Here is a 17,609-nt window from a genome sequence, read left to right on the forward strand (position 1 = left end):
CCCCCCTGCCCGCTCACGAAGGTTGCTATGCCCGCCGAGTCAGTCTTCCCTCAGCTCGAGGCCCTGCTTCCGCACGTTCAGAAGCCGATCCAGTACGTCGGTGGTGAGCTGAACTCCACCGTCAAGGACTGGGACGCCTGTGACGTCCGCTGGGCACTCATGTACCCGGACGCCTACGAAGTGGGTCTGCCCAACCAGGGCGTCATGATCCTCTACGAGGTGCTGAACGAGCGCGAGGGGGTCCTCGCCGAGCGCACGTACTCGGTCTGGCCCGACCTGGAAGCCCTGATGCGCGAGCACCAGGTGCCCCAGTTCACCGTGGACAGCCACCGCCCCGTCTCCGCCTTCGACGTGTTCGGACTGTCCTTCTCCACGGAGCTGGGCTACACCAACATGCTCACGGCGCTGGACCTCGCCGGCATCCCGCTGGAGTCCAAGGACCGGACGGTCGACCACCCCATCGTCCTCGCGGGCGGGCACGCGGCCTTCAACCCCGAGCCGATCGCGGAGTTCATCGACTGCGCGGTCATCGGCGACGGCGAGCAGGCCGTCCTCGACATGACCGAGATCATCCGCACCTGGAAGGCCGAGGGCCGCCCGGGCGGACGCGAGGAGGTCCTGCTGCGCCTCGCGAAGACCGGCAACGTGTACGTGCCGGGCTTCTACGACGTCGAGTACCTCGAGGACGGCCGCATCGGCCGTGTCGTCCCGAACCGCTCCGGCGTGCCGTGGCGCGTCTCCAAGCACACCGTCATGGACCTCGACGAGTGGCCGTACCCCAAGCAGCCCCTGGTCCCGCTCGCCGAGACCGTCCACGAGCGCATGTCCGTGGAGATCTTCCGCGGCTGCACCCGCGGCTGCCGTTTCTGCCAGGCCGGCATGATCACGCGCCCCGTGCGGGAGCGAAGCATCACCGGCATCGGCGAGATGGTCGAGAAGGGCCTCAAGGCGACGGGCTTCGAGGAGGTCGGCCTCCTCTCCCTGTCCTCCGCGGACCACACCGAGATCGCCGACATCGCCAAGGGCCTCGCCGACCGCTACAGCGACGACAAGGTCGGCCTGTCGCTGCCGTCGACCCGCGTGGACGCCTTCAACGTGGACCTGGCGAACGAGCTGACCCGCAACGGCCGCCGCTCCGGCCTGACCTTCGCCCCCGAGGGCGGCTCCGAGCGCATGCGCAAGGTCATCAACAAGATGGTCTCGGAAGAGGACCTGATCCGCACCGTCGCCACCGCCTACGGCAACGGCTGGCGCCAGGTGAAGCTGTACTTCATGTGCGGCCTGCCGACCGAGACCGACGAGGACGTCCTCCAGATCGGCGACATGGCCGTCAACGTCATCGCCAAGGGCCGCGAGGTCTCCGGCCAGAACGACATCCGCTGCACCGTGTCCATCGGCGGGTTCGTGCCGAAGCCGCACACCCCCTTCCAGTGGGCCCCGCAGCTGTCGGCCGAGGAGACGGACGCCCGCCTCGGCAAGCTCCGTGACAAGATCCGCGGCGACAAGAAGTACGGCCGCTCGATCGGCTTCCGCTACCACGACGGCAAGCCGGGCATCGTCGAGGGCCTCCTCTCGCGCGGCGACCGCCGCGTCGGCGACGTGATCCGCGCGGTCTACGAGGACGGCGGCCGTTTCGACGGCTGGCGCGAGCACTTCTCCTACGACCGCTGGATGCGGGCGGCGGAGAAGACCCTGCCGGCGTACGGCGTGGACGTGGCCTGGTACACGACCCGCGAGCGCACGTACGAGGAAGTGCTGCCCTGGGACCACCTGGACTCCGGCCTGGACAAGGACTGGCTCTGGGAGGACTGGCAGGACGCCCTCGACGAGACCGAGGTCGAGGACTGCCGCTGGACCCCGTGCTTCGACTGCGGCGTGTGCCCGCAGATGCAGACGGAGATCCAGATCGGCCCGACCGGCAAGAAGCTGCTGCCCCTGTCGGTCGTGAAGTGACCTCGACCTCGGCCTCCGGCTGAGCCCTTTCGCGCTATGCCCCCACCGTCCGACGGTGGGGGCATATGTGTTCGTGCGCCGGCCTCTTCGGCCCGTCTGCCCGCCGGCCCGCCGGGCCCGGGCGCAACGGAACTGCTGGTTCTGGTGTCCTTAGCGGCATGCGGATGGAAAAGCAGCAGGCGGCGCCGGGTGGGGACGGGTGCCTGACCGGAGTGGTCAGGGTGCCGGTGAAGATCGTGGCCGTGCTGGTGGTGCTGCCGGTTCGGGCCGTGTGGGACCTGCTCGTGCTGGGCGCGAGGGCCGCGCGGCGCCGTGTGCTGGCGCCACTGGGGCGGGCCGCCGGATGGGTGCTCGCGCGGGTGTGGCGGTACGCGCTGAGGCCGCTGCTGCTCCTCCTCTTCTACTGGCCCTGGGCCGGACTGTGGCGCTACCTGGTCGTGCCCGTCTCCGGCGCCGCGTACACCTGGCTGCTGCGGCCCCTCGGGCTGGGCACCGCCTGGCTGTTCCTCTCCTTCGGGCGGTACGTGCTGGCGCCGCTCGGGACCGGGATCGCATGGGTGGTGCGGCACGCGGTGGTGCTGCCGTCGGGCTGGCTGTACCGCGAGGTGCTCACGCCGGCCGGGCACGGCCTGCGGTGGCTGGTGCGCGGGCTCTGGCGGCTGTTGTTCGTGTGGCCCTGGGTGGGGTTGTGGCGGTATGTGCTCCTGCCGGCCGGGCACGGGCTGGCCTGGATCGGGCGGTACGTGCTCCTGCCGCCGCTCTCCCTCCTGTACCGGTACCTACTCGCTCCCCTCGGAAGCCTCCTCGTCAGCGCCTGGCACCTCGCCGGCCGGATCACCCGCGCCCTCGGCCGCGGCCTGCGCCGGCTGTGGCGCGGCTGCGTGGTCCGGCCCGCCGCGTGGGTGTACCGGCAGGTGGCCACACCCCTCGGCCACGCCCTGCGCGAGGTGTGGCGTACCTCCCGTGCCGCGGTGCGCGAGGCACGGGCCGAGGTCCGGCGCGTGCTGTTCGGGGGACCGCCCCGGGAACCGGCGAGGTCACGGGCGCGTACTCTGGGTAGTACGACAGCCGCCGACGCGGCACCCGCTCCCGAGATCTCCCTGCGCGAACGGCGGGGGTGAGCCGGACGGGTCGACAGACCTCAGGGCGGCGCGCGAGCCGTGCCGCCCCGCACAAGGAGAAGAACCACTGGGCAAGCGACAGCCCGAAGGCCCGCCTCCCGCACCGGTGGTGCAGCGCATCCGACTGCGCTACACCAAGCGTGGCCGCCTCCGGTTCACCAGCCACCGAGACTTCCAGCGCGCCTTCGAGCGCGCCCTGCGCCGCGCCGAGGTGCCCATGGCGTACTCGGCCGGCTTCACCCCGCACCCCCGTGTCTCGTACGCGAACGCCGCCCCCACCGGGACCGGCAGCGAGGCCGAGTACCTCGAGATCGGCCTCGCCGAGGCCCGTGACCCCGAGAAGCTCCGCGAGCTGCTCGACGAGTCCATGCCGGCCGGCCTCGACATCGTCGACGCCGTCGAGGCCCGCACCTCCGGGCTCGCGGACCGCCTGACGGCCTCGGTCTGGGAGCTGCGCCTGGAGGGCGTGGAGCCCGCCGACGCCGCGCGGGCGGTGGAGGTCTTCCTCGCGGCCGAGACGGTCGAGGTGCAGCGCCGGACCAAGAACGGCATGCGGACCTTCGACACCCGGGGCGCCGTCGTCAGTCTTGAGGCCCTTCCCGCCCCGGCTGATAGGCCGCTGGACAATGCCTGTGCGATACTGCGGCTGGTTGTTCGGCATTTGACACCTGCCGTGCGACCCGACGACGTCCTGTCCGGTCTCCACGCTGTGGCCGACCTGGCGCCGCCGGTCCCCGCAGCGGTGACCAGGCTGGCGCAGGGGCTCTTCGACGAGGAGTCCGGCACGGTGACCGACCCGCTCGCGCCCGACCGCGAAGCCGTCACGGCCGCCCCACCCACGGCCGCCGTGAATGCCGACGCGAAGGCGCCGGAAGGTCCCGCCGCGTAAGGAACGTCGTCGTCGCGCCGCCCTGGCACTCGGGAGCCACCTGGGTCGGGCAGCGCACAGACCTGAAGACTTCCGCCAGGCCGTACGGACAAGACGTACGGAACCGGCGGCCATGGACTACAGCTCCCGTGTGGCGAACGCGCCCCGGAGGCCGGCTCCGCGCCCTTCGCGCGGAGCCGTGCCGGACCGGACGTCAGCCGCGGCGCCCGGGAGCGTGACGGGAGAACCCCGCATGCTCAACAACGAAAACGAGAACACCCCCGCCGCCGACAGTGGCAGCCCCAGCGACAACCTGCCCCCGCGCAGGCGTCGCCGCGCGGCTTCCCGGCCGGCCGGCCCGCCCGGCGGCGTCGCCGCCGAGGCGCCCGTAGAGGCCGCCGCTCCGGCTCCGGCGCCGGCCGTCGAGGAGGCTCCGGCCGCTCCCGCGCCGCGTGCCCGTCGCCGTGCGACGCGTGCCGTCGCCGCGCCTGCCGCTGAGGCGGCCGAGGTCGTCGTGGAGTCGGCTCCGGCGCCGGTCACCGAGGAGCCTGTGGCCGCTCCCGCCCCGCGCACCCGCCGCCGCGCCACCCGTGCCACCACCGCTCCGGTCGCCGAGACCGCTCCGGAGGCCGCCGCCGAGACCGCCCCGGCCGCTCCGGCGCCGGCCGTCGAGGAGGCTCCGGCCGCTCCCGCGCCGCGTGCCCGTCGCCGTGCGACGCGTGCAGTCGCCGCGCCTGCCGCTGAGGCGGCCGAGGTCGTCGTGGAGCCGGCTCCCGCTCCGGTCGCCGAGGAGGCTCCGGCCGCTCCGGCGCCGCGTGCCCGTCGTCGTGCCACCCGTGCCGTCGCCGCCCCCGCGGCCGCCGAGCCGGCCGAGGTCGTCGTGGAGTCCGTCCCGGCTCCGGCGGTGGAGGAGGAGGCTCCGGCCGCTCCCGCGCCGCGTGCCCGCCGCCGCGCCACCCGCGCCGTCGCCGCCCCGGCCGCCGCCGAGGCCGCCCCGGCCGTCGAGGACGCGGAGCAGGAAGCGGAAGAGGCCCCGGCCGCGGAGGAGGCCCCCCGGACCGCCACCCGCGCCGTCACCGTCGCCGACGCCGTGGACGCCCCCAAGCGGGGCCGCCGCCGCGCCACCCGTTCCGCCGCCCCGGCCACCCCCGCCGCCGCGGCCCCCGCCGCGCAGCCCGAGGCCGCCGCCGAGCCCGAGGCCGCCCCGGCCGGCCGCCGCCGCGCCGCGCGTCCCGCCGTGGCCGTCTTCCAGGCGCCGGTCTTCGCCGAGCCGATGTTCCAGACGCCGGAGACCGCCGCCATGGCCGCCGCGGCCGCTGCCGCCGCCGCTTCGGTGGAGGAGGACGAGGAGGAAGAGGCCGAGGCCGTCGCCGAGGTCCAGGCCCCCGCCGCGCAGCCGGCCGGCCGTCGCCGCCGCCGTCGCGGTGCCGCCGAGCCCGTCGCCCCGGCCGAGCAGGAGCTCGCCGAGGAGGAGCCGGAGGCCGAGGCCGCCGAGTTCGACGAGGACGAGGCCGACGAGTCGGGCGAGCGCCCCTCGCGCCGCCGCCGTCGCGGTGGCCGTCGCCGCCGTCGCGGTGAGAACGCCGACCTGGACGAGTCCGCGTACGAGGAGGGCGAGGCCGAGGCCCCCGCGCAGGAAGCCGAGCCGCGGGAAGCCGAGCAGGAGGAAGAGGAAGAGGAGGCCGACGAGGCCCTCGGTTCCGCCTCCAGCCGTCGCCGTCGCCGGCGTCGCCGCCGCAGCGGTGACGGTGCCGTCGAGGTCGAGGCGGGCGAGGAGGACGGTGTCCGTACCGTCCTCAAGGTCCGCGAGCCGCGTCCGGCGCGCGAGAAGGCCGAGCTGGGCACCGGCGCGGACGAGGTCCAGTCCATCAAGGGCTCGACGCGTCTGGAGGCGAAGAAGCAGCGCCGCCGCGAGGGCCGCGAGCAGGGCCGCCGCCGGGTGCCGATCATCACCGAGGCCGAGTTCCTGGCCCGCCGCGAGGCCGTCGAGCGCGTGATGGTCGTCCGCCAGGCGGGCGAGCGCACCCAGATCGGCGTCCTCGAGGACAACGTGCTCGTCGAGCACTACGTCAACAAGGAAGAAGCCACCTCGTACGTCGGCAACGTCTACCTGGGCAAGGTCCAGAACGTGCTGCCGTCGATGGAGGCCGCCTTCATCGACATCGGCAAGGGCCGCAACGCCGTCCTGTACGCCGGTGAGGTCAACTTCGAGGCGCTCGGCATGGCCAACGGGCCGCGCCGCATCGAGTCCGCCCTGAAGTCCGGCCAGTCGGTTCTGGTCCAGGTCACCAAGGACCCGATCGGCCACAAGGGCGCCCGCCTGACCAGCCAGGTCTCGCTGCCCGGCCGTTACCTGGTCTACGTGCCCGAGGGCTCGATGACCGGTATCAGCCGCAAGCTGCCCGACACCGAGCGCGCGCGTCTGAAGACCATCCTCAAGAAGATCGTCCCCGAGGACGCGGGCGTCATCGTGCGCACCGCCGCCGAGGGCGCGAGCGAGGACGAGCTGCGCCGTGACGTCGAGCGTCTGCAGGGGCAGTGGGAGGAGATCCAGAAGAAGTCGAAGCAGATCACGACCTCGTCGCCGAGCCTGCTCTACGGCGAGCCGGACATGACGGTCCGCGTCGTGCGCGACATCTTCAACGAGGACTTCTCCAAGGTCATCATCAGCGGTGACCAGGCGTGGCAGACCATCCACGGCTACGTGTCCCACGTGGCCCCGGACCTGGCCGACCGGCTGTCCCGCTGGACCTCCGAGGTCGACGTCTTCGCGACGTACCGGATCGACGAGCAGCTCGCCAAGGCGCTCGACCGCAAGGTGTGGCTGCCCTCGGGCGGCTCCCTCGTGATCGACAAGACCGAGGCGATGATCGTCATCGACGTCAACACCGGCAAGTTCACCGGTCAGGGCGGCAACCTCGAGGAGACCGTCACCAGGAACAACCTGGAGGCGGCCGAGGAGATCGTGCGCCAGCTGCGGCTGCGCGACCTGGGCGGCATCGTCGTCATCGACTTCATCGACATGGTCCTGGAGTCGAACCGCGACCTGGTGCTGCGGCGCATGCTGGAGTGCCTGGGCCGTGACCGCACGAAGCACCAGGTGGCCGAGGTCACCTCGCTGGGCCTGGTCCAGATGACCCGCAAGCGGGTGGGCCAGGGTCTGCTGGAGTCCTTCTCCGAGACCTGCGTCCACTGCAACGGCCGCGGTGTGATCGTCCACATGGAGACGCCGGCCGCGGTGGGCGGCGGCGGCAACGGCAAGCGCGCCAAGCGCCGCGGTGGCCGTGGTCACGAGCACGAGCACGAGCTGGAGACGGTGGAGACCGTCGACGCCGAGCTGCTGGAGGAGGCCGAGACCGAGGCCGAGGTGGCCGCCGAGCTCGCCGCGCCCCGTGCCCTGCCGGAGCCGGCGTTCGTGCCGGACGAGGAGCTGTACAGCAGCGCCGCCGAGGCCGAGGCCGCGGCGGGCGTCAGCGGGCGCCGCAACCGTCGCCGCGCCACCCGTAAGGCGACCGCTCCGGCGGGCGCCCCGCGCGGTGCGGAGCGGTTCGCCGCCCAGGCCCCTGCCCCCGCGCCGGTGACCCCGGTGGTGGAGGCGGAGCCGGTCACCGAGCCCGCCGACACGGTGCTGGAGCCGGCCGCGGAGGTCGTCGCCGAGGCCGTCGAGGCCGCTGAGACGGTCGAGGCCGCCCCCGTGGAGGAGGCCGCGCCGAAGGGCCGTACCCGTCGCCGGGCGACCCGCAAGGCGACCGCGCCGGAGCCGGAGCCCGTCGTGGCCCCGGAGCCCGTGGCGGTGGCCGAGCCGCAGCCGGCCGTGGAGGCCGTCGCCGAGCGCGTCGCCGAGCCGGAGCCGGTCGCCGAGCCCGAGCCCGTGGTCGCCGAGACCCCGGCCGAGCCCGTCGTGGAGGCCGCCCCGGCCCGTCCGCGCCGCCGTGCCGTACGCAGGGCCACCGCGCCCGCCGGTGCGGTGGAGGCCGCCATCGTGGTCGTCGAGGCTCCGGCCGCCGAGCCCGCGCCGGCCGCCCCGGAGCAGGCTCCGGCCGAGGCCCCCGAGCCGGAGGCCGCCGAGGCCGAGGCCGAGGCGCCGGCTCCCGCCAAGAAGGCCGCCCGCAAGGCGCCGGCCAAGAAGGCGGCCACCACGGCGAAGAAGGCCCCGGCCAAGAAGGCCGCGGCCGCCAAGAAGACCGTCGCGAAGAAGGCGACGGCCAAGAAGACGACGGCGAAGCGGGCCACGAAGAAGACCGCGGCGGCGGAGCAGAGCGCTCCGTCCGTCTCGGCTCCGACCGAGGCCTGATCCGTTCCGTGACCGTGGACCCCGCCCCCGGGCGGGGTCCACGGTGCCACGGGGCCCGGTTTGACCCTCCGGAACCAGCCCCGTAACCTAGACCGTCGGCGTGTCTTGAACGATTACCCGTTCAGCGTGCGTCGCGCTCCTGAGCACCTTCCTCCCGCACGACCGCGCAAGCGGCCGGGTCACGGGAGAGGCCGCTCGTCCAATTCCGGATCATCACGGGCCCGGCCCGTGTGAGCGGCTGGCTTCAGGAGCATCCGTCCCGAGTGAGAGAGAGATCCGCGTGTACGCCATCGTGCGCAGCGGTGGTCGCCAGCACAAGGTTGCTGTCGGCGACATCGTTGAGGTTGACAAGATTTCCACTGCCAAGGCTGGCGACACGGTCGAGCTCTCGACCCTGCTCGTTGTCGACGGCGACGCCGTGACCAGCGACCCGTGGGTGCTGGCCGGGATCAAGGTCACGGCCGAGGTCGTGGACCACACCAAGGGCGCCAAGATCGACATCCTGCGCTACAAGAACAAGACCGGCTACCGCCGTCGCCAGGGTCACCGTCAGCAGTACACGGCGATCAAGGTCACCGGTATCCCCACGGCTGCGAAGTAAGAGGGACTGAGACATGGCACACAAGAAGGGCGCATCGTCCACTCGGAACGGTCGCGATTCCAATGCTCAGCGGCTCGGCGTGAAGCGCTTCGGCGGTCAGGTCGTTTCCGCTGGTGAGATCCTCGTCCGCCAGCGCGGCACCCACTTCCACCCGGGTGCCGGTGTCGGTCGCGGTGGCGACGACACGCTGTTCGCGCTGCAGGCGGGTGCCGTTCAGTTCGGCACGCACCGTGGCCGCAAGGTCGTCAACATCGTTCCGGCCGCCTGATCCAGCTTCCCGCTGAATCACACGCGTTCGTAACAGCCCGAGGGCGGATCTCGTCTCTTCCCGGCGCATGCCGGGAAGAGGGGTCCGCCCTCGGCGCGTTGTCACATAGACACGTTTAATGGGCAGCAAGGCCTGCCCGGGACATTCCCGTATGTATCTGGAGGAACACCCATGACCACCTTCGTGGACCGCGTCGAGCTGCACGTCGCCGCGGGTAACGGGGGCCACGGCTGCGCCTCCGTACACCGGGAGAAGTTCAAGCCGCTCGGCGGCCCCGACGGCGGAAACGGCGGCCGTGGCGGCGACGTCATCCTGGTGGTGGAGCAGGCGATCACCACCCTGCTGGACTACCACCACAGCCCCCACCGCAAGGCCACCAACGGCAAGCCCGGCGAGGGCGGCAACCGCTCCGGCAAGGACGGCCAGGACCTGATCCTGCCCGTGCCGGACGGCACCGTCGTCCTGGACAAGCAGGGCAACGTCCTCGCCGACCTCGTCGGCCAGGGCACCACCTACGTAGCCGCCGAGGGCGGCCGCGGCGGCCTCGGCAACGCCGCGCTCTCCTCCGCCCGCCGCAAGGCCCCCGGCTTCGCGCTCCTCGGCGTCCCCGGCACCACGGACGACATCGTCCTGGAGCTGAAGACCGTCGCCGACGTGGCGCTGGTCGGCTTCCCGAGCGCCGGCAAGTCCTCGCTGATCTCGGTGCTCTCCGCCGCCAAGCCGAAGATCGCGGACTACCCCTTCACCACCCTCGTCCCGAACCTCGGCGTGGTCACGGCCGGCTCGACCGTCTACACCATCGCCGACGTCCCGGGTCTGATCCCCGGCGCCAGCCAGGGCAAGGGCCTCGGCCTGGAGTTCCTGCGCCACGTCGAGCGCTGCTCGGTCCTCGTGCACGTGCTGGACACCGCCACCCTGGAGTCCGACCGCGACCCGGTGGGCGACCTCGACCTCATCGAGGAGGAGCTCAAGCTCTACGGCGGCGGCCTGGAGAAGCGTCCGCGCCTCGTCGTCCTGAACAAGGTCGACATCCCGGACGGCAAGGAGCTCGCCGAGATGGTCCGCCCGGACCTGGAGGCCCGCGGCTACAAGGTCTTCGAGGTGTCCGCCGTCGCCCGTACGGGTCTGAAGGAGCTCTCCTACTTCCTGGCCGAGGTCGTGGCCAAGGCGCGCGCCCGCAAGCCCAAGCAGGAGGCGACCCGCATCGTCATCCGCCCGAAGGCCGTGGACGACGCGGGCTTCACCGTCACCTACGACGAGGTGGAGGACGTGTACCGCGTGCGCGGCGAGAAGCCGGAGCGCTGGGTGCGCCAGACCGACTTCAACAACGACGAGGCCGTCGGCTACCTCGCCGACCGGCTCAACCGCCTCGGTGTGGAGGACGCGCTGCGCAAGGCCGGTGCCAAGGCGGGCGACGGCGTCGCGATCGGCTCCGAGGAGAACGCGGTCGTCTTCGACTGGGAGCCGACCATGATGGCCGGCGCCGAGATGCTGGGCCGCCGAGGCGAGGACCACCGCCTGGAGGCCCCGCGTCCGGCCACCACGCGCCGCAAGGAGAAGGAAGCCAAGCGGGGCGACGCCGCCCAGCAGGAGTACGACGAGTTCCGTCCCTTCTGACGCCGACCCTCCCCGGCGTGCCGCCTTGTTGAACGGGGCTTTACGCCGTTCGCCTAGGATCCAACGGGTGAGCAGCCATTCCAGCAGTGACACCGCCGCGGCCCCCTCGGTATCGGTGGTGGTGATCGCGTACAACGACGCCGGGCTCGTGGGCGAGGCCGTTTCCTCGGCCCTCGCCCAGGGCCCGGTGGTCGCCGAGGTCATCGCGGTCGACGACGCCTCCTCGGACGGGACCGCGCGCGTGCTGGACGACCTGGCGGCGGCCCATCCGCGCCTGAGGGTGCTGCACCGCACGCGGAACAGCGGCGGCTGCGGCACCCCCCGCAACGACGGGATCGCCGCCGCCACCTCCCCCTACGTGCTCTTCCTGGACAGTGACGACGTCCTGCCGCCGGGCGCCGTCCGGGCGCTGCTGCGGGCGGCCGAGGAGCACCGCGCCCCCGTCACGGTCGGCTCGTGCGTGCGGCGGGAGCTGCCGGAGGGCCGCGAGGTGCCCTGGATGCCCGGCCTGTACGCGCCGGGCGACGTCATCGAGCGGCCCGCCGACCGGCCCGAGCTGGTGCGGGACACGCTCTGCGTCAACAAGCTGTACGACCGCGCCTTCCTGGAGAAGCACGGGATCCGCTTCCCCGACGGCCGGTTCGTGTACGAGGACTTCGTCTTCACCTCCCGCGTCCTGGCCGCCGCGCCCCGGATCGCGGTCGTCGGCGACCTCGTCTACGTGTGGCACGTGCGCCGCAGCGCCGCGCGGGTGTCGATCTCCCTGGACCGCGCGGACGTCGGGAACTGGCGCTCCCGCGTCGAGGCGCACCGCACCGCCTCGCGCACCCTCGCCGCCGCCTCGCCGGAACTGGGCCGCGCCTGCCAGGTGAAGTTCCTGGACTACGACCTGCGGATGTACCTGCGGGAGCTGGGCACGGACCCCGAGTACCAGGCCGCCTGGTGGACCCTCACCCGCGAGTACCTGGCGGGCTTCGACCCGGCCGACATCGACGCCGCCCCCGCCCGTGCCCGCTGGATCGCGCGGGTGCTCGCGGCCGCCGAGGCCCCGCCGGAGGACGTGGAGCGGCTGACCCGGTTCGCCGCCGAGCCGGCCCGGCTGCTGCCCCCGTACGCGCGTGACACGGCCGGGCTGCCCGTGTGGAGCGAGCGGCTGCCGGTGCCGCTGGACGGTCTCGACGCCGTACCGGTGGACGCGCTGCCCGTCACCGTCGACGCCGCGCCCGCCGGGGCGGGGGCCGTCCGGATCCGGGTGCGCGACCTGTACGGGCGGCTCGCCGGGGCCGGTCCGCGGACCGTTCGGCTGAGCTTCCCGCCCCGGGCGGGCGGCGATCCGGTGCTGGTGCGGCCGGTGGAGCTGCGGGCCGCCGCGGACGGGGACGGGTGGACCGCCGAGGTGCCCTTCCGGCTCGCCGCGCTGGCCGCCGAGGGGCGCCGCCGGGGGCTGCGCGGGATGCAGGCCTGGGACGTCCGGGTGGGCGTGGACTGCGCCGACGGGAGCTCCCTGGTCACCTCCCTGCACCCCTCGGGCGGCCTGCTCCGCCGCAGGGCCCTGCCCAGCAGCCGGTACGGTGTTCTGCTGGCGCAGCCCTACCGCACGGCCGCCGGAGCGCTGGCCGTGCGCCTCGCGCCCGGTGCCGGGGGCGCGCTGACCTTCGTACGCAACCGCCTCGACCGCGCCCGCACGCGGCGGTCACGCTAGAGCTCGGGAGACACGCATGACATTTCTGATCACCGGTGGTGCCGGCTACATCGGCGCGCACATCGTCCGCGCGATGCTGCTCGCGGGTGAGAAGGTCGTGGTCTTCGACGACCTCTCCACCGGCAGGGAGGACCGCGTACCGGAGGGCGTCCCGCTGGTGACGGCCTCGGTGCTGGACCGCCTCGCCCTGGACGAGGCCATCGCCGAGCACAAGATCACCGGCGTGGTGCACCTGGCGGGCAAGAAGCAGGTCGGGGAGTCCGTCGAGAAGCCGCTGTACTACTACCGCGAGAACGTGCAGGGCCTCACGGTGCTGCTGGAGGCCGTGGCGGCCGCGGGCATCCGCAACTTCCTCTTCTCCTCCTCCGCCTCCGTGTACGGCATGCCCGACGTGGACTCCGTCACCGAGGAGACCCCCTGCAAGCCGCTGAGCCCGTACGGCGAGACGAAGCTCGCCGGTGAGTGGCTGGTGCGCGCGGCCGGCAAAGCCCACGGCATCTCCACCGCCTGCCTGCGCTACTTCAACGTGGCGGGCGCGGCCACCCCCGAGCTCGCGGACACCGGGGTCTTCAACCTGGTCCCGATGGTCTTCGAGCGGTACGACGCCGGCGAGGGCGCCCGCATCTTCGGTGACGACTACCCGACCCCGGACGGCACCTGCATCCGCGACTACATCCACGTCGAGGACCTGGCCGACGCCCATGTGGTGGCCGCCCGCCGGCTCGCCGAGTGGGGTGCGGCGGGGGACCACAAGGACCTCACCGTCAACATCGGGCGGGGCGAGGGCGTCTCCGTCAAGGAGATGGTCGAGCTGCTGAACGAGGGCACGGGCCACACCTACGCGCCGGTCGTCACCCCGCGCCGTCCCGGTGACCCGGCGAAGGTCGTGGCCTCGGCCGACCGGATCGCCGCCGAGCTGGGCTGGAAGGCGCGGCACGACGTCCGCGAGATGATCACCTCGGCGTGGGCGGGCTGGGAGGCCAACCGCAGGGCCGGCCACCGCGACCCGCACAAGGACGTCCACACGGTCTGACGTCCGGCTTCGCGCCGCGTACGCGGCCGCCCGCCCGGGACCGGGTCCCGGGCGGGCGGCCGCGTACGTACGGGCGGGCGGGTCAGCGTTCGAGGAGGGCGAACAGCTCTTCCCACCGGTCGGTGATCTCCGCCGCGGAGTAGCGCCGCACGTGGCGGAAGGCCGCGTCGCCGAGCGCCTCGCGCGTGTCGCGGTCCGACATCAGGGTGTCGAGGTGCCCGGCCAGCTCCATCGTGTTGCCGAGGCGGGCCAGCAGCCCGTCCTCACCGTGCCGCACGATCTCGCGCACTCCAGGCGCGCAGTCGAAGGCGGCCACGGGCAGGCCCGCGGCCATCGCCTCCAGCAGGGTGATCGGGAAGCCCTCGGCGCGGGAGGCCTGCGCGAAGACGGACGCCTCGCGCAGCGCGCCCAGTACGTCGGCGGTGCTGCCCATCCACTCCACGGAGTCCTCCACGCCGAGCGAGGCGCAGTGCGCCCGCAGGGCCGCGTCCTCGATCCCCGCGCCGTAGATCCGCAGGGTCCAGTCCGGGTGGCGCGGGGCGGCGTCCGCCCACGCGTCGAGGAGCAGGTCCATGCCCTTCTCGAAGGCGAGGCGGCCGACGCTCGCGACGACCTTCGCGGTGCGCGGGGCGGGGGAGTCCGGCATGAACGGCAGCGGGTTCGGCATGCTGTCGACGTTCTCCATGCCGGCCCGGATCCACAGGTCCGCGTCCTCCGGGGTGAGCACCAGCAGCCGGTCGGCCTGCGCGTAGAAGCGGCGGACCCGCGCGCCCCGGGTGGACTTGTGGCTGGCCTCGAAGGACTCGTGGCTCATCCCGATGACCGACAGCCCCTTGGTGTCGGCGAGGGCCACCCACTCCATCGCCCAGACCTGGGTGACGATCACGACGGCGCCGGGCCGGGCGGCCCGGAACAGGCCGCTCAGCACCTCCGCCTTGGCCCGCATGCCCGCCTGGCGGGCCGCCTGCCGGCGCCGCTCCGGGGCGTTGAGCCGGCCCTTGAGGCCGCGCAGCCGGCGGGCCCTGGGCGGGTGGGCCTCGTACAGGGTGGTCATCTCGTACGGGAGACCGGACGGCAGCTGCTGGCGGATCTCCTCCGCCACGGGTGCGATGCCGATGACGTGCACCCGGTGGCCGCGGTCGGTGAAGAGCCGGGCCATCTGGTGCGACCAGGTGGTCACGCCGCCGAGCTCGTCCACGCTGTTGGAGACGAGGAAGATGTCGCGGCCGCCCGGCGCTGTGGACTCGTGGGGCTGCTGGCTCACTTGCCGCTCCTGGTGAAGAACTTCTCGACGATCTGGCGGGCGGCGTCCCCGCGGTCGTACTCGCCGAATTCGCTGAGGAAGCGCTGGCGGGCCTCCGCGTACTTGGCGTCGGCCTCGTCGAAGGCGGAGACGGCCTGCATCAGCTCGTCGGCCGTGGCCACGACGGGCCCCGGTGCCTTCTCCTTCAGGTCGAAGTACGTGCCCCGGATGTCGGTGGCGTACTTCTCGTAGTCGTACGCGAAGAACAGCATCGGCCGGTCGAGCACCGCGTAGTCGAACATCACGGACGAGTAGTCGGTGATCAGCCCGTCGGCGAGCGCCAGCAGCGGGGTGATGTCGTGGTGCCGGGACACGTCGATCACCCGGCCCGCCACCGACGGCGGCAGCGAGACGCTGTTGAGGTAGTGCGTGCGCACTAGCAGCGTGAAGCGGTCACCGAGCCGGTCCGCGAACTCCTCGACGTCGAAGGGGAACGCGAAGCCCTCCACCGTTCCGTCCGCGCTCGCCCGGAAGGTGGGCGCGTACAGCAGCACCCGCTTGTCCGGGTCGATGCCCAGCTCGGCGGCGAGCGGACCGCGCACGCGCTCCCCGCTGTCCGCCTCGGCGCGGTGGGCCTCGACGAGGGCGTCGTTGCGCGGGTAGCCGGTGCGCAGCAGGACCTCGTCGCGCAGCCGGAAGCCCTTGGCGAGGGTGCGCACGTCGTGCTCGGAGCGGACCAGGAAGTGGTCGAAGCGGTTGACGGCCGCCTGGAAGCGGTCCTGCCCGGCCCGGCCCTGTGCCTTGGTGTGGGGCTCGTGGAAGCCCATCCGCTTGAGCGCGGAGCCGTGCCAGGTCTGGATGTACGTGGTCCCCGGGCGCTTGGCCAGCGCCAGCGGGAAGCCCTGGTTGTCGACCCAGTACTCGGCCTGGGCCAGCGCGCGCAGGTAGGGCCAGCTCCAGCGCTTGACCAGGGTGGCCTCCTCGGGGAAGCCGGTGGGCCGGGCGCCCGCGTAGGACCAGATCGCCTCGAAGGGCGCGCCCTGGCGGACGAGCTCCTCGTAGATCGCCTTCGGGCTGTCGCTGTACTGCTTGCCCATGTGGCTCTCGAAGACGACCGTGCCCTTCTTGACCGGCAGCTTCGAGAAGACCTCGTGGTAGACCTTCACCTTCTGCTCGCCCGAGCCGAGGTTGCGGCGGGCCTTCAGGGCCCGGCGCAGGCCGCGCTTGACCACGCCGGCCGCCTTGCCGTGCATGGCGCTGCTGAGCAGTGTCTGCGTGCGCACGGCCGCGGCGCCCTCGGCGGTGAGGACGTAGGAGAGGTTGCCCTTCTTCGTCACCTCGGGCTCGAAGCGGTCGGAGACGAGCCGGGTCAGGCGCGGGCGCACCCGCAGGCGGGCCGCGGAGTCCAGGTCGACGCCGCCGACCGAGACCCGGGTGGTGAGCCGGTCGGCGCCGGCCGTCAGCTTGAGGCGGACGTCCCAGACGGCGTCGATGATGCCGAGGGGGCGCACGGTGCCGGCGATGTCGGCCGTGGCGGTCCACTCGATCGTGTGACCGGCGTGGCGCACGGTGGTCACCGGGAAGCTGAAGGAGCGCACCCCGATCTGCCGGCGGGCCCGGAATTCCAGGGAGGCCTTGAGCTCGGTGTCCTCCTGGATGCGGCCCAGCGGGTTCACGACGGCGCCGGACAGCGTGACCGTGCCGCGCCCGTCGTCCTCGTACGAGGTCAGGCGGTTGCCCAGGGCCAGGGAGGACAGCGGTGCGGTGTGGAAGCCCTGGCCGGTGACGTCCAGTATCCGGCGGCCCTCGGCGTCGTCGAGGTGGTTGCCGCACCAGTAGACGCGCCCGTCGCGCTCGGCGAGCGGGGAGGACAGCCGGCCCTTGTTGGTCATGGAGTCGGCGGCCATGAGGAGGTTGTCCCAGTCCTCCTTGCCGAGGAGGTAGGCGCAGATGGCCTGGAGGTGGGTGACGTTGTCGTACGCGGCCGGGTCGATGCCGGCCAGGTAGCCGTTGGCCAGCCGGGCGAACTCCCGGCGGTAGTCGTCGCCCAGCAGCGGCAGGTCGCGCAGGTGCAGCACCAGGTCGTGCTTGAGGAACTTGGCGTCCTTCGCGGTCTTGATCGCGGTGTGGCCCTTGGCGGCCAGCAGCTCGTCGACGCGGCGGTGGATCTCCATCCGGTGGACGAAGTTCGCGATCTCGTGGCGCCGGTTGCTGATCGACTTCGACTGGGCCTTCTCGACCACGTTCCAGAAGTACACGTGGTTCGGGATCAGCGTGATGCGGCGGGCGGCGACGTACGCCTGCGCCGAGAACAGCAGGTCCTCGTAGTGGATGCCGACCGGGAACTCCAGGCCCTGCTCCAGCAGGAAGGCGCGCCGGTAGCACTTGTTCGTGGAGAGGGTGTCGTAGACCAGCAGGTCCGGGTACTCGGTGATCGACTCCAGGGTCCGGGTACGGGAGTAGATCCACGGGTACCACTCGGTGGTCTTGCCCCACCGGTTGTCGAGGTGCACGCGCACGCACATGCCCGAGACCAGGTCGGAGCCGGTCCGCTCGGCGGCCACCAGCATGTTCCGGCAGGCGTTGCGCTCCAGGACGTCGTCGCTGTCCAGGAACATGACGTAGGTGCCGGTGGCCTGCTGGATGCCGTGGTTGCGGGGGGCGCCGCAGCCGCCGCTGTTCTCGGGCAGCCGGAAGGCGCGCACCCTGCCCGGGTTCGCCGCTTCCAGCTCCCGGGCGACCGCGAAGGAGCGGTCCTCGCTGCAGTCGTCCACGATCACGACCTCGACCCCGTGCAGGGTCTGGTCCAAAACCGACTGGACTGCTGTCGGCAGACGCTCTGCGTCGTTGTAGACGATGACGACCACGGAGACGTCAGGCACGTGCACCTCGATCCTTTCGTTCCATTC

The 17,609-nt window shown here is 72.7% G+C and carries 11 protein-coding genes; 9 read left to right on the forward strand and 2 right to left on the reverse strand.

Features of this window, described 5'->3' with window-relative positions:
• Nucleotides 1–27: 27 nt before the first annotated feature.
• From ACZ51S_RS15325 to galE, 9 genes are all read left to right on the forward strand, one after another.
• Nucleotides 28–1,953: a TIGR03960 family B12-binding radical SAM protein gene (locus ACZ51S_RS15325; protein ID WP_388938936.1), complete on the forward strand. Its 1,926-nt coding sequence runs from the start codon at nucleotides 28–30 to the stop codon at nucleotides 1,951–1,953.
• A gap of 158 nt (nucleotides 1,954–2,111) precedes the next feature.
• Nucleotides 2,112–3,074 (forward strand): hypothetical protein, encoded by a 963-nt coding sequence (locus ACZ51S_RS15330; protein WP_468474902.1) that lies wholly within the window; start codon nucleotides 2,112–2,114, stop codon nucleotides 3,072–3,074.
• A gap of 109 nt (nucleotides 3,075–3,183) precedes the next feature.
• Complete coding sequence (locus tag ACZ51S_RS15335; RefSeq protein WP_388938938.1) at nucleotides 3,184–3,963, forward strand: TIGR03936 family radical SAM-associated protein; 780 nt, start codon at nucleotides 3,184–3,186, stop codon at nucleotides 3,961–3,963.
• A 232-nt stretch (nucleotides 3,964–4,195) separates the two neighbouring features.
• Nucleotides 4,196–8,236 (forward strand): Rne/Rng family ribonuclease, encoded by a 4,041-nt coding sequence (locus tag ACZ51S_RS15340; protein ID WP_468961007.1) that lies wholly within the window; start codon nucleotides 4,196–4,198, stop codon nucleotides 8,234–8,236.
• 280 nt (nucleotides 8,237–8,516) lie between these two features.
• On the forward strand, nucleotides 8,517–8,837 hold the full coding sequence (gene rplU / locus ACZ51S_RS15345) for a 50S ribosomal protein L21 (RefSeq protein ID WP_007264039.1): 321 nt from the start codon (nucleotides 8,517–8,519) through the stop codon (nucleotides 8,835–8,837).
• A gap of 13 nt (nucleotides 8,838–8,850) precedes the next feature.
• Nucleotides 8,851–9,105 carry a 50S ribosomal protein L27 gene (rpmA, locus tag ACZ51S_RS15350; protein WP_008738950.1) on the forward strand — a complete coding sequence of 85 codons (255 nt, stop codon included), beginning with the start codon at nucleotides 8,851–8,853 and terminating at the stop codon, nucleotides 9,103–9,105.
• Between the two features lie 171 nt (nucleotides 9,106–9,276).
• Nucleotides 9,277–10,722 (forward strand): GTPase ObgE, encoded by a 1,446-nt coding sequence (gene obgE, locus ACZ51S_RS15355; RefSeq protein ID WP_388938940.1) that lies wholly within the window; start codon nucleotides 9,277–9,279, stop codon nucleotides 10,720–10,722.
• Nucleotides 10,723–10,789: 67 nt separating this feature from the next.
• On the forward strand, nucleotides 10,790–12,424 hold the full coding sequence (locus ACZ51S_RS15360) for a glycosyltransferase family 2 protein (RefSeq protein ID WP_468961010.1): 1,635 nt from the start codon (nucleotides 10,790–10,792) through the stop codon (nucleotides 12,422–12,424).
• Nucleotides 12,425–12,440: 16 nt separating this feature from the next.
• Nucleotides 12,441–13,457 carry a UDP-glucose 4-epimerase GalE gene (gene galE, locus ACZ51S_RS15365; RefSeq protein ID WP_468961013.1) on the forward strand — a complete coding sequence of 339 codons (1,017 nt, stop codon included), beginning with the start codon at nucleotides 12,441–12,443 and terminating at the stop codon, nucleotides 13,455–13,457.
• A gap of 82 nt (nucleotides 13,458–13,539) precedes the next feature.
• On the opposite strand, the gene ACZ51S_RS15370 is transcribed toward galE, so the two are convergent.
• Together ACZ51S_RS15370 and ACZ51S_RS15375 are read right to left on the reverse strand one after the other, a co-directional pair.
• Entirely contained in the window at nucleotides 13,540–14,721 is a 1,182-nt protein-coding gene (locus ACZ51S_RS15370) for a glycosyltransferase (RefSeq protein ID WP_468884103.1), read from the reverse strand.
• Nucleotides 14,718–17,588 (reverse strand): bifunctional glycosyltransferase/CDP-glycerol:glycerophosphate glycerophosphotransferase, encoded by a 2,871-nt coding sequence (locus tag ACZ51S_RS15375; protein ID WP_468802005.1) that lies wholly within the window; start codon nucleotides 17,586–17,588, stop codon nucleotides 14,718–14,720. The genes ACZ51S_RS15370 and ACZ51S_RS15375 overlap by 4 nt, the downstream gene beginning before the upstream one ends.
• Nucleotides 17,589–17,609: the final 21 nt, after the last annotated feature.

The organism is Streptomyces sp. NPDC034043, from assembly GCF_055575675.1.

Excerpts from the sequence above, each read along its gene's own strand:
- ACZ51S_RS15325 (WP_388938936.1), top strand. The coding sequence starts at position 28 with ATGCCCGCCGAGTCAGTCTTCCCTCAGCTCGAGGCCCTGCTTCCGCAC.
- ACZ51S_RS15330 (WP_468474902.1), top strand. The coding sequence starts at position 2,112 with ATGCGGATGGAAAAGCAGCAGGCGGCGCCGGGTGGGGACGGGTGCCTG.
- ACZ51S_RS15340 (WP_468961007.1), top strand. The coding sequence starts at position 4,196 with ATGCTCAACAACGAAAACGAGAACACCCCCGCCGCCGACAGTGGCAGC.
- rpmA (WP_008738950.1), top strand. The coding sequence starts at position 8,851 with ATGGCACACAAGAAGGGCGCATCGTCCACTCGGAACGGTCGCGATTCC.
- obgE (WP_388938940.1), top strand. The coding sequence starts at position 9,277 with ATGACCACCTTCGTGGACCGCGTCGAGCTGCACGTCGCCGCGGGTAAC.
- galE (WP_468961013.1), top strand. The coding sequence starts at position 12,441 with ATGACATTTCTGATCACCGGTGGTGCCGGCTACATCGGCGCGCACATC.